The organism is Enterococcus sp. DIV0008 (assembly GCF_050542615.1).
GTDB lineage: Bacteria > Bacillota > Bacilli > Lactobacillales > Enterococcaceae > Enterococcus_D > Enterococcus_D innesii.
This window is the reverse complement of record NZ_CP172937.1, coordinates 193,433-206,098: the sequence shown is the minus strand read 5'-3', so window position 1 is coordinate 206,098 and position 12,666 is coordinate 193,433. Positions and strand designations below refer to the sequence as shown.

The following is a 12,666-nucleotide window of genomic DNA, read 5'->3' as shown; positions in this document are numbered from 1 at the left end:
AAACCTTCTCGTCAAAACAGACGGTTGTGTCTCACTGCAACTGCGTGTCTTGACACTGTTTTGGTATTGACGACTTAAATCAAAGGATCGTTTTTCTAGATAATTCTATAGTATCACACCTTTGGAAAAATGACGGGGATGAGCCTAGCGCCCATGGGATGACAGGAAAGCCTTCAAGCGTTCGCCAACTTCACACGAAACACATATTGGCCACATATTCGGCTAACCTTCTTCCTGTATACTTTCGCATATCAAAGGAGGAATTTTATGAACTTTTTTACTCGTATCATCAAAAGTATCACCAGTCTCAAAAAACGGACCGCAATCATTGGCGGGTTGTTTCTGGTCGTCTCAACGTTTTTGATCACGGCGAGGCTGACCCAATACGAACTGCAGAAAGTATTGGAAAATGTCCAACAAGACTTGAATTCAATAGTAACCATCGAGCTGGATTATGAGAAGATCCTTCAGTCCATGTATTCCGGCGATCTGCAATCTGGTACCGATGTGTTGAATGAAGAATTGCTGGAGAAAATTGAAAAATCCAGTTATGTCGAAGATTTTTCCGTCAGCGCTGCGACCCAGCTATTCACCCAGTATGCTGACCGGACACCAAAACATGAAGACAAGGTGCCGGGAGGTATAATCGAACCTTCCAATGAAATCGAAATTTATGACAGCAACGATCCTGAATTAGCAAAATACAATCTGCAGATCATTGAGGGCGATCTTACTACCAATAACAAAGAGACTTATCCAATCATGGTCTCGAAAAAGTATGCGGAAAAACACAACCTAAGCATTGGTGACCCTTTAACGTTGGATTTCAATTCGGGTTTCGATGAAGAACAAGAAGCTTTGAAAAAAAGCGGAGTTATCACTGGTATTTATGAGTTAGCTGCCAATAGTCCTCGCCCCCACAAAGATAATGAAGAGCGGTTATTTTTTTCGACACGAAGGGTTCTCAAAGAAGTCAAAGAACTGCAATTTGGTGAAAACACTCCTTTGATGGCGGGTTATGACAAAATCAAAGTCAGCTTGAAAGATCCGATGGATACTCAAAAGTTCTTGAATGAATTAGATGCTGAAAACAGCAAATACCAGCAGGTCGCATTCAAAAGCTCCTACGAGCAATACAAAACGATCCAATCAATGATTACAGATTTTTCTTCGATCTTGAACTTCATTCAGCTTTTCTTGATCCTTTTTGCCTTGATCGTCATCGGGTTGATTATGATGCTCTCGTTACGAGAGCGTAAATACGAAGTCGGCTTGTTACTGTCATTGGGAGAAACAAAAATCAACATCCTTTTGCAGATGTTCTTAGAAGTCGCAATCGTTTTGGTCGTCAGCTTCGGTATCAGTTTCGCCTTATCCACCACAGTGATCGCACCTCAAGCAAGTGCAGTCGTCAATGAACAAATGCAAGCTTCTATGGGGGAACTTAGTGACAATAGCAGCTTGAGCATGCCGCGAGGAGACAATTATGTGGAAGATGAAAGCACCAAACTCAACACCGAGGTCTCTATCCAGCAAACCGATTTCAAAGAGTCGCTCATTTTTTCTTCAGTCATCTTTTCATTATTGGCAGTCATCACTTGTGTCACAACGATCCTGCCAACTATGAAGATCATTAAGAGAAGTCCCAAAGAGATCTTGTCCAATAACGAATAAGCAAAATGTTAAAAAAAGTTAAAAATACCTATTTTTTTAAAGAAACCTTCACAGATTTGATGAATACTAAAGGAGAAGATCAAATGCTCAAAATTACAGATATCAGTTACTCATACAAAGATGAGACTATTTTGCAAAATGTCAGTCAAGTGTTTGACGCTGGCAAGATCCACACGATTATTGGTCAATCTGGTGTCGGAAAAAGCACTTTTTTGTCTTTGATTTCCGGTCTTGAATTTTTGCAAAGCGGTTCAATCGAGTTCAAAGGCCAGTCAATGACGAATTTAGTCTCCTATCGCCGGCAAATCAGTTACATTTTCCAGTCCCTCAACTTGATCCCTTATTTGTCACCGTTGGAAAACATCACGATCGCCACAAATATCCACAAAGTTAAAAACCCTCAGTCTCCCAGCAGCTATTTAAACAAAGTAGGGATTTGTGGCGATATACAGCACAAAAAATGTCACCAGTTGTCTGGGGGACAACAGCAGCGGGTGGCAATCGCCCGAGCTCTCGCCTTAGATTCTGATCTGATCATCGCCGATGAGCCGACTGGCAGCTTGGATCTGGCAAACAGTGAAAATGTCATGACGATCTTTAAAGACTTGCGGGATGCAGGCAAGTGTATCATCATCGTCAGCCATGACTTAACTTTTAAAGAAATCTCAGACTATGTATATACGATCAAAAACGGACGATTGACCCTTCTTTAGTAATAGAAAGGAGTAATCCATGGCCACAGAAATTCTTCTTATTGAAGATACCGATGAAATCAGAAGAGGCATCCAGTTGAGTTTACAAAAAGAAGGCTATCAAGTCACAGCCTTTGATGAAGCGGAAGCTGCTTTGAACGCCCTAGAGACAAAAACTTTCGCTTTGATTTTACTCGATTTGATGTTACCTAAAATGAGCGGAGAAACGTTTTTAAATGAGTTAGGCGAAAACAACCCGATCCCGGTGATCGTGATCAGCGCATTGAACGATGAATTCACTCAGATCAACCTTTACAACAAGCGGATCGATGATTATGTAATCAAACCTTTTTCTACCAACATCCTCGCTTTAAAAATCGATGCGATTTTGCGCAGAGTCGGTCACAAAGAAAATGCGGCGGTCACGTATAACGACTTGACATTGGAGATCAATAACTATCAAGTTCACAGGCAAGGCCAGCCGGTCGAATTGACTTCAAAAGAATTTGAGCTCTTGCAAATGATGCTCTTAAGTCAAGGAAAAGTCTTTTCCCGTGAAGAATTTTTAGACACAATTTGGGGCTATGACTCCTTTGTCGACTCTAGGGCGATCGATGTTCACATTAAAAACCTCCGCAGCAAATTAGGCAAAGACATCATCCAAACTGTTAAAGGGATCGGGTACCGTATTGAAAAAGAAACGAATTAAATGGAAAACGACTCGCATCATCTGCTTCTTTACATTGACAATGTCATTCGTGACTTTTGTGAGCGTGATAGGTTTTTTCTTACTAGATATCGGTCCTCGGATCGAAATGAAACAACAAGCGGTCTTTGACACTGTAGTCCGGGAAATTTTTGATATTGTCAATGACGATGAACTTTCTTTCCAACGTTTGGACAGTTATCGAATCGATGGCTATACCATAATCATTTTTGATGCCCAGCAAAATACCATCTATCCCATCCAGCAACCCATCACCGCGAAAAATGGTGAGCTGATCCATCTCACCAATGGGTATCAATCGACGTTTGACACTAATGGCTACAAAGTTTACGTTAGTTACCCTGTCCAAATCAGTGCCGTCGATGTAAAAGAGATCATTTGGCTAGCAACGCCTTTTGTTTTGCTGCTAGTTAGCCTATTGACCTTGGCTGGAAGCGGCTTGTATACCTACTTATATCGAAACGAAAAGAGCAAACTGGCGTCTGTCTTCCACATGATGGAAAAAAATATTCCGTATGAGGAGATTCATGACGTAAATACCATGATCAAATTGCATGATTATCTAGTGATCGAAACTCAAGTAACTGCCCTATATCAACAACTCCAATGTGCCCAGCGGGCCGCCTTGGAACAAGTTCAGCAGATCAAACAGCTGGAGTTAGAGAAAAAAACATTGCTAGAAGGATTCACCCATGAGATGAAAACACCGATCATGGCAAGCCAACTGCTATTAGCGAATGTCAGAGATGACTCTTTATCTGAAGAACAGCAAGAGTCCCTTCTAGCCACAGAAAATGAATTGAAAAAGCTGCAGCAGTTGATCAAAGAAATCCTGTTCGTTTTTCACAACCAACAGGCCCATGACGACCAACCACTTTCTGTGCGGGAAATGATCGATCACTTGATCGAAGAATATGAAGTTTTATGGAGTGATAAAGGTTTGCGGATCGAAATTGATCAACAACAAGAGCTGACGTTTTTCTACCACCCGAAATTGGCAAAGAAAATTTTCTCAAACCTTTTGAGCAATGCGATTTTTCATTCCCCACCCAACAGCGTCGTCACGATCATTCTTACTAACAAACAATTAACGATCAAAAACCCTATCAAAAAAACTGGGCCGCTGAAACACTCAGATTTGGCCAAACCCTTCTTCTCTTATGGAGAAGAGGCTGGTACAGGTTTAGGTCTGTATATCGTCAAAACAATGCTAAAACACTCGCACTATGGTTTTACATTTGATTGTCAAAAAGATTTCACCGTATCCATATATAAAAAACAGGACTAAGCCGCTATACTCGTCCTCTTTTATTTTTTATAACAAAAGATATCGTATATTCTCGACTTTATTGACTGATTCATCAACGAAAAAAAGTTCTTCGTATGGATGCGAAAAAACGCGTTTGAGACTCCATGAGAAATCAAGTACATTGGATGTAACGAAAGTCCTCGTTGATACTGCGACTGCAAAACGCTCCTGTAAATACGAGTGCCTCCTGTCAGATACCCAGTTGCCGCAAATGCTTTCGATGATCGAATCAAATAGGTTTCACTACAAGTCAACTACAATGAAGGAGTATCGATATGAACTTAAAAACGATTCAATCAGCTGAAGAATATTTAAACTTTTTCGATGAAGAATTTATTCATTCTAGCTGTTCTAGCGAAGACCCTAAGATCTTTAACTTTTATTTATCCTTGCGCCAACGTTTTCTAAACATCTACAACGACTCCGATAATAGTTTTTTCAAGAAGATGTCGTTGTTGCTGGACATTGATGCTCAGTTGCAGATCTTAAAAGAGCTGTACAACTTAAAAAAAAGTGCTTTAAACGAATACACGCAAGAAGAGATCATTCAGCTGACTGTCAAAGACAAAACCTGTTTTTATCGGGAATTGACCGGAATTCAACTGAATCAAAAAGCTCCTTGGAGCTTGATTTATTTAAGCGAAGCACAGTAAATAGCTAAACTGGTTCTCCCTAACTCATTTGTTTTAAAAGGCTTGTACTCACTATCATTGACACTTCCCCATCCCCAAAATCGATGTTTTTTGTGTAAAAACAAGCCTTTAAAACCAAAGCCCAATTCCTTGACTGCTAGATAGTTTGAAGGAACTGGGCTTTGCTTATGCTCTTCGTATAGAATTGGAATAGACCTTTTCTAGCGACTCTTCATAATTGCAGATGAAGAGAAATTAGAAGAGGTCTTTTAGCGCGAACGGTCGCGTGACATCCGGGTTGATTCTTTCCAATAGCCGATTCCAATCAGAGGAAGAAGGAATCGTTTTGAAGACAATGCATTCGATGGTATCGCGAAAAGCGGACGCATGCTCTGCATAGTTCGTTACTATCAGGTCGATCTGATTTTGCTTCAAATAGTGGGGGGTGACTTCGCCAGAATCCGGATAAAATACTCGGTGAGAGCAGCTGAAATACCGATTGGACCACCCTTCAATGTACTGAACGATATGGTGATTGCCCTCGAAAATAAAGGCAATGTTTTTTCGGGGAAACCAATAGCGCTCACGAACAGACTCGATATAAATAACTAAATTCGCGCAAAAATCCGGCAAATATTGAGGAGAATACAACTCTTGATAAAAAGGATTGTTCTCTAAGAATCGTTGATAAAAAGCAAATTCTTTCGGAAATGTTTTACGAATAAAAGTATTGACGTCCCAAATATTGCGATTCGCTGAAGTCGATAAGCATTCCCTCAATTTAGCAGTAGTAAAAAAAGATTCAATCAAAATCAAATCATTTTTTTGGTTTGGACTGGTGACATTCAAGAGTTGATAAAAACTGTTGGTCAATTCGCGAATTTTTGGCCAGTGATTATACGAGAGACAGAATTTTTGCTCTACGATGACATTTTGCAATTTCCTTTTAGTGATAATACTCACAAACAAAAAGACCAACTCATCGTGAGGAAACTGAAACTCAAAATACTTGTCTATCACTTCATTGATCCGTTGAAAGTGCATCAGTTGGATACTATGTCTCAAAGCATGGTATAACTCTTCTTTTACCTGAATCCTTTGCCCTTGTAAAAATCGCTCGATCGAAATATGCAGCAGATAACTGTATTGAGAAAATGAGGCGGTATGATAGCTATTTTTTTCAAACATCCCACTGATTTCAGTGACTGCCTGTTGAACCGCTACCGTCGGAAAAACCGTGTGAGGGGTAATGTCTGTCTCGTAGAAAAAGGTACAGAAGAAATTCCGAATATCTGCTTCCTCGCCTACGATATTCACAGGATCCAGTGTTAAGGTCAAATCAAAATGAGTAAGCTGTTGATGGATACGCCGCAAATATTTCGATAAGGTGCTTTTAGATAGAAAAAGACAGTCGGTCCACTCATCAATAGATTTCAACTCACCCATAAAAATATTTTCCAGCATAAGAAACAAGGGCTCATTCGCTAGCAGGGATGCTTTTTTCTTTTCATAACTTGGGTAGTTGTTCAATTCAAATAAATACCCTTGATTCGTCGAAGAGATTTGCAATAAGCCAGCAAAGTACTCATTGATTCCGCCAATATCTTTTCCAATCGTTCTTGTAGTACTTTCTGTGACTTCTGCCAAGCTACTCGCACTGCAGATCTCACTTTTTTCAAAGGCATTGAGAATCTGGAACCATCTAGCCGTTGATTTATTTGTGACAAAACTTAACTGGAAATTCTTCAAAAATAAGCTCCTTACTGAAAAACATCGTTTTTACTGATTTGCGCAAGAAGGCGCCTAGGAGATGTCATTATACCGGGTTTTCTTTCAGCTAAAAAATTTGTTTTTTCATAGACGGGTGAAAAAAGTTGCTTTCCCCATTCTGTTGTACAACAATAATTGTAACTATTGATTAAAATAGTGCAAGGAATTTGCGTTTATTTAAGAAAAATAGTAAATTTCAGGATGGTTCTTTGATTTGACAGTCGAAACTCTTTCAGTTGATACATATCTGACAACGAAGGAGGCATCTTTTGGCTATCATGGAAATTGCATGATAGCTCCGTTTTAGCGTCAGATTGTTTCCATGAGTCGCTTTGCGTTATTCTTGCTAAAAGGCCATCGATGACCGACACAAACCAAAGGATTGCACACCTTTTTTATAAACGGCTATTTTATATGATGGGAGACTACTATGAAAACATTTCAATTAAAATTCATGAAAAATCGTTCTCTTGTTCGTTGGTTACAATTATTAGATGAATTTGAAAAAAATCCCACTTGTACTCTTAACGACTTGGCTAAAATAACCAAAAGTAGTACGCGGACGGTTATCTCAGATATCGCCAGTATTCGGAACTATTTTAGTGACTCAATCGAAATCCATGCGGCTAAAGTCGGGTATTTCTTCGAAGAGCTTGATCACGAATCTTATCGCAGAAAAAAACAAGCCATGGTCAAGGATGAACCAATTTTTTTGATTTTCGAAAGTATCTTTTTTAATGAGGTCCAATCATTGATGGATTGGAGCCTTTCACTCAACCTTTCTGAGCAGTCATTGCTTAGTTATTTTAAAAAAATCGAAATTTACTTACATCCTTTTAACCTTCGTCTTAAGACTAATCCAGTGACATTTGCAGGATCTGAAATTGATATCCGTAAATTTTTTTGTCTTTTTTACTATGAGTCTGACATCAACATCAACACGATATTTCCTTCAATCAATGTACAAGAAGCGATCAAGGAGATCACTACTCTTCTGCAAGCAAAACAAATGCAGTCTTCTTCCTTCTCCTATTTTGCCTATGTTCTTTACATCAGCATCGAGCGCAGCAAACGAGGTCTTTTGGCAAAACCATCTTCTGAGCTCTATGAATTGATCAAGAAAAATAATTTGTTATCACAATATCAAGAGTTGCAAAAAATCATGCAACGACATTTTAATTATGAACTTCCTAAGGCGGAAGCTGTTTATATTTTCACCTGTATTATTTGCCGTCGTAAAATCAATAGTCCTTCTTGCGAAGAATTTTGTCGAACATATAACTATTGGCCTGAAATTAAACAGATCGTCAGCGATTTTTATGCAGAAAACCAAGGCAACAGTCTCGATGAACGAAAAGACTTCCTTTGGCTTGAGTCTTTTTTCATCGTAGTAAAGTTACGAGAGTTGCTCTCTTTGACGATGAACATAAACATTGATGATTTAAATCAATTTGTCAAAGAGAAGTTCGCAAAAGAGTATCAAAAAAATTATGATTTCCTCTTTACACACACCTTAGTGAAAAAGCTCTATTCTCGAAAATACTTAGATGACTTTTGTGCCAGTCTCACTATGTACATGGAATCCATCAAGGAAGCAAACTGGGGCTCCCCACGGACGATTGCCGTGATTTTTGAAGGCAATGAATATGTCTGCGAGTATGCTGAAAATATTATTCGTCGCTACCTAGGTGCCTATCATACGATGTACTATCCTGATTCGAATGAACTGTCACACGAATATTTGAAGGAAAAAAATATTGAGCTTTTGATTACTAATTACTCTGAATATGCCACAGAGTATTTATTGGACGTCGAAAGCATCTTGCTAAAACCGATCCCCGATGCCTCCGACTGGAATCGATTATTGAATAAAATCAACACACGAATATTACGCTTAGTCGTATTAGATAACAATTGATTTGCGATTTCTGAATCAAAGGAGATCTCAAGGGAACACGGGTAGCTTATCATGCTACAAAAAACCGTCCATAACAAAAAGCAAGCTAGAATGCGATTCTAGCTTGCTTTTTATCGTTTGTCTATTAAGAAATCTACCGTTGCTTATTCCGCTGATTCAATATCTTTGGCGATTTTTGCAACATCGATCTCCCGCTGCAAGTAATCTTGATTATCAATAGGAAAATGCTGACGAAATTCAGCTAGTTCCATCAATTCGACTTCGCCTGCCGCCACTTCAAAGTCCAAGACATGACCAGCAAATGTGCGGTCATCACTAATAAAATGCAGGTGGAAACCGGCGGCCGCAGCACCGTGGAACAACAACGGGGTAAAGAACCCGACGATCGTACCACTGATATCTTCTGCTTGAAATTCCGGCTGATGCTGGATGATCTCAATGAATTTTGGGTATGGTTTTTCTTGCTTTGGGGCAACGCGGACGTGCATCTTGGCAAATACCCCATGGATTTTGACAGCGGAAAACAAATTCGGACTGACTTCTGTCAGGACGTGATTTTTCACTTCTTCATCGGTCATCTCTTGACTGATCTGTAGGTGCTTCGCCGCAGAAAAATCAACGACTGCCGCATAAGGGGTTCCTTCATTTCCTTGGAGCACTTGCACCTTGCCCGATTCGTCTACATGGTAGATTTCACCATCTAAAATGATTACTTCCCCATTGGAACCAGCCAACGTACCGATCCCAAAATTGCCATATTCAAGCATTTTGCCGATTTGCTCCGTGCCATCCATTAAATCCTGCATCAACCCACCTAGGGTGCCATGCTGATATAAATAACTTTTGTTTTTCACTTTCATTTTGCTGCTCCTTTGGTCTTAATAAAATTGATCAGGTAGGATCGTTTTGCCTAGATCGGCATTGTCAGAATAATCCACAGGGATATCAATGATCAATGGACCATCCGTTGCAAAGCCTTCTTCGATGGCTGCCATCAATTCTTGTTTGGTGGTTGCCCGTAAACCTTTGGCCCCAAATGCTTCGGCATATTTTACGAAATCAACTGGTCCAAAATCAACCCCAGAAGCACGATCATATTTCATTTCTTCTTGGAATTTCACCATATTGTAGGTACCGTCATTCCAAATCAAGTGAATGATGTTTTGTTTCAAACGGACGGCTGTTTCTAACTCTTGGGCAGAAAACAAGAAGCCACCATCGCCAGATACAGAGATCACTTGAGTATTTGGTCGCACGAGCGCTGCAGCGATCGCCCATGGCAAAGCGACTCCTAAGGTCTGCATGCCATTACTAAAGAGCAGGTGCCGTGGCTCATAGCTGCGGAAATGACGGGCCATCCAAATGTAGTGGCTGCCGACATCCACCGTCACCGTCATGTCATCGGTCACTTCTTGTTGCAAAGCATCGATGATTTCTAGGGGATGTAAGGTCTTGTTGCTGCCTTCGACATCCGCTGGTTTTTCATTGAGTTTGGTTTGCAGCGTCGTTAAATAGTTGTGAGCGTCTTCGCTCAAGTGATACTGATCAATCGCTTTTGATAGCTGTTCAATAATTTTCGCGATACTGCCCATCAGTTCAACTTCGGGCTGCATAAATGGATCGATCTCCATCGGTACTTCATCGATGACGATCACGCGGGCATCTTTTTCCGCATTCCAGTTGCGAGCTTCGTATTCGATCGGGTCGTACCCCACAGCGATCACTAAGTCGCTGCGTTTCAACAGCATATCACCGGGCTGATTGCGGAACAAGCCGACGCGGCCAAAGAAATGCTCTTCTAATTCACGAGAAATGATCCCAGCGCCTTGGAAGGTCTCTACGACAGGCAACCCAGTTTTTGCAACTAAATGACGAATCGCTTGTGTTTCTTTGACGCCTGAAGCCCGCATCCCTAAGAGTAAGACAGGCAGTTTGGCTTCTTTGATCCGATCGACGAGTGCCTGGATATCTTCTGCATCGGCACTGCCTAATTTAGGCGAAGATAGAGGTTTGATCGCTGCCCCTTGGACAGTTCCGTCTGTCACATCTTGAGGAATGGATAAAAAGCTCGCCCCTTTTTTGGCTGTTTTTGCGATGCGAAAAGCGTTGGCAATACTTTCAGAAAGGGTTTCAGGATCTTGGACTTCACTGCTGAATTTCGTGATCGGCGCAAACAATGCCGCATTATTCATGCTTTGGTGGGTCAATTTTGAAAGGTCAGAACGCTTCACTTGGCCTGCTAGTGCCAAGACGGGATCGCCTTCGGCAGTTGCCGTGACCAACCCAGTCGCTAAATTACTGGATCCTGGTCCACTTGTTGCAATGACGACTCCTGGCTCTCCTGTCAGGCGACCGATTGCCTGTGCCATAAATGCCGCGTTTTGTTCATGTCGTGCCAAAACCAACTCTGGTCCCCGATCACTCAACACGTCAAAGACGCCATCGATTTTTGCACCAGGAATCCCAAAAATATAAGGCACCCGATGATTTTCTAAACTTTCAACAATGATTTCTGATCCTTTTGCACTCACTGTATTACCTCTTTTCAAAAACTGTATTAATCACAATACATATAATAGCACTTTTTATTTATTTATCAACGAAAAACACTTATTAATATCTGTACTATAAAAACGCGGTTTTTTAGAGAGCGTTTGCATTTGCTTCAGACTGCAGGTGTATGTCTTTCCATTTTTCCGACAAAAAAAGGAGTGGATCGCTCCACTCCATACATCCTTTTCTGTATCAGAACACCGCTTAAAAAGAAGTTCTTTCGTCGGTTTCTTATTCTGCGGGGACATTTTTTTCCGTCAACCAACCGACAGCCAGTATCATGGCAGCTCGTGCGGCTTGGGTCTGATCCATCGCATTGACCATCACAAAATCATGGATGATCCCTTGCATCCGTGCTTGGGTGACTTCCACGCCAGCTGCTCGTAAATGCTGCGCATAGGCTTCCCCTTCATCCCGCAAGACATCTGCTTCGCCTGTAATGATCAACGCTGGCGGCAGATCGGCTAACTCCTCTTTGGTCGCGCGTAGAGGAGAAGCGGTAATTTGATTCCGCTGTGTTTCATCCGTCGTGTATTGATCCCAGAACCATTGCATCCCTTCTTTGGTCAGAAAATAATTTTCACCGAATGCTTCATACGAAGGCGTATCAAAGCGGGCATCTGTCACAGGATAGAACAATAATTGTTGTGCGATCGGAATGCCACCACGGGCTTTCGTTAACAAGGTCATAACGGTCGCCATGTTCCCACCTACGGAATCGCCAGCCACGGTCAAACGGCTAAGGTCTAAGCCTTTGACATCGACAAATCCCGGTAATTGCTGCAAGACCGCATAATTTTGTTCGATCGCCGTTGGGTATTTTGCTTCTGGTGAACGACTATATTCAGGAAAAATGACGATCGAGTTGGTTCGTACCGCCAATTCACGGATCAATTTATCATGAGTCGCGGCACTGCCGAAGACCCAACCCGCGCCATGGAGATAATAAATGACAGGGAGAATCGCATGATTTCCTTCAGGACGAACAAAACGAACATTGATGGTCCCCCATTCGCCTGTATCAACGGTCTGATCTTCTATCTCAACCGCCAATTTATTGACGGGTGACTCTTGGACTTGTTCCAATAATGCGCGCCCTTCTTCTGGCGGTAATTCATAGATCCGTGGGTGCGGTGCATTTGCCTCACTAAATTCAACGGCTGCTTTTTCCAACGAAATTCTATCTGTCATACGATTCTCTCCTTTTGTTTGAAATCGTTCGTGTTGACCTTAAGGGTACCACCAAGTCATTCTGATGCAAAGAATCTTGCTTTCTTCTGTTTCCAAGCATTTTGTTCGACAAAAAAGGTGGTTTTTGCACTCTTAACTGCCTTACCTTCATGACCGATAACTGTAAGACACTCGCTGTGTAAACTTCCCAAAAAACTGAA

10 protein-coding genes are annotated in these 12,666 nt (G+C 41.3%); 6 read left to right on the top strand and 4 right to left on the bottom strand.

The genetic code is table 11. The annotated features are described in order from the left end of the window. The first annotated feature begins 267 nt into the window (after positions 1-267). The 5 genes from IGI84_RS00955 to IGI84_RS00935 all read left to right on the top strand — a co-directional run bounded on the left by IGI84_RS00955 (position 268) and on the right by IGI84_RS00935 (position 5,055). Positions 268-1,674 (top strand): ABC transporter permease, encoded by a 1,407-nt coding sequence (locus IGI84_RS00955; RefSeq protein WP_220426317.1) that lies wholly within the window; start codon positions 268-270, stop codon positions 1,672-1,674. 83 nt (positions 1,675-1,757) lie between these two features. Further along, positions 1,758-2,387, top strand: coding sequence for an ATP-binding cassette domain-containing protein (locus tag IGI84_RS00950; RefSeq protein ID WP_185938618.1), 630 nt, complete (start codon positions 1,758-1,760; stop codon positions 2,385-2,387). A gap of 19 nt (positions 2,388-2,406) precedes the next feature. Then, positions 2,407-3,075 carry a response regulator transcription factor gene (locus IGI84_RS00945; RefSeq protein ID WP_220426319.1) on the top strand — a complete coding sequence of 223 codons (669 nt, stop codon included), beginning with the start codon at positions 2,407-2,409 and terminating at the stop codon, positions 3,073-3,075. Continuing rightward, complete coding sequence (locus tag IGI84_RS00940; protein ID WP_220426320.1) at positions 3,056-4,381, top strand: sensor histidine kinase; 1,326 nt, start codon at positions 3,056-3,058, stop codon at positions 4,379-4,381. The genes IGI84_RS00945 and IGI84_RS00940 overlap by 20 nt, the downstream gene beginning before the upstream one ends. A gap of 296 nt (positions 4,382-4,677) precedes the next feature. Further along, complete coding sequence (locus tag IGI84_RS00935) at positions 4,678-5,055, top strand: DUF7006 family protein (RefSeq protein WP_096742070.1); 378 nt, start codon at positions 4,678-4,680, stop codon at positions 5,053-5,055. Positions 5,056-5,289: 234 nt separating this feature from the next. On the opposite strand, the gene IGI84_RS00930 is transcribed toward IGI84_RS00935, so the two are convergent. Continuing rightward, complete coding sequence (locus IGI84_RS00930; protein ID WP_220426321.1) at positions 5,290-6,783, bottom strand: helix-turn-helix domain-containing protein; 1,494 nt, start codon at positions 6,781-6,783, stop codon at positions 5,290-5,292. Positions 6,784-7,234: 451 nt separating this feature from the next. Here IGI84_RS00930 and IGI84_RS00925 point away from each other — a divergent pair, with 451 nt between their 5' ends. Next, positions 7,235-8,722 (top strand): helix-turn-helix domain-containing protein, encoded by a 1,488-nt coding sequence (locus IGI84_RS00925; protein WP_081117696.1) that lies wholly within the window; start codon positions 7,235-7,237, stop codon positions 8,720-8,722. A gap of 143 nt (positions 8,723-8,865) precedes the next feature. On the opposite strand, the gene budA is transcribed toward IGI84_RS00925, so the two are convergent. From budA to IGI84_RS00910, 3 genes are all read right to left on the bottom strand, one after another. After that, entirely contained in the window at positions 8,866-9,582 is a 717-nt protein-coding gene (gene budA / locus IGI84_RS00920; RefSeq protein ID WP_081117695.1) for an acetolactate decarboxylase, read from the bottom strand. 18 nt (positions 9,583-9,600) lie between these two features. Continuing rightward, the gene (alsS, locus tag IGI84_RS00915) at positions 9,601-11,253 is read right to left on the bottom strand and encodes an acetolactate synthase AlsS (protein ID WP_220426322.1); all 1,653 of its coding nucleotides are present in this window, start codon (positions 11,251-11,253) and stop codon (positions 9,601-9,603) included. Positions 11,254-11,506: 253 nt separating this feature from the next. Further along, a complete protein-coding gene (locus tag IGI84_RS00910) occupies positions 11,507-12,466 on the bottom strand; it encodes an alpha/beta hydrolase (protein ID WP_086293658.1) in 960 nt (319 codons plus the stop codon). Positions 12,467-12,666: the final 200 nt, after the last annotated feature.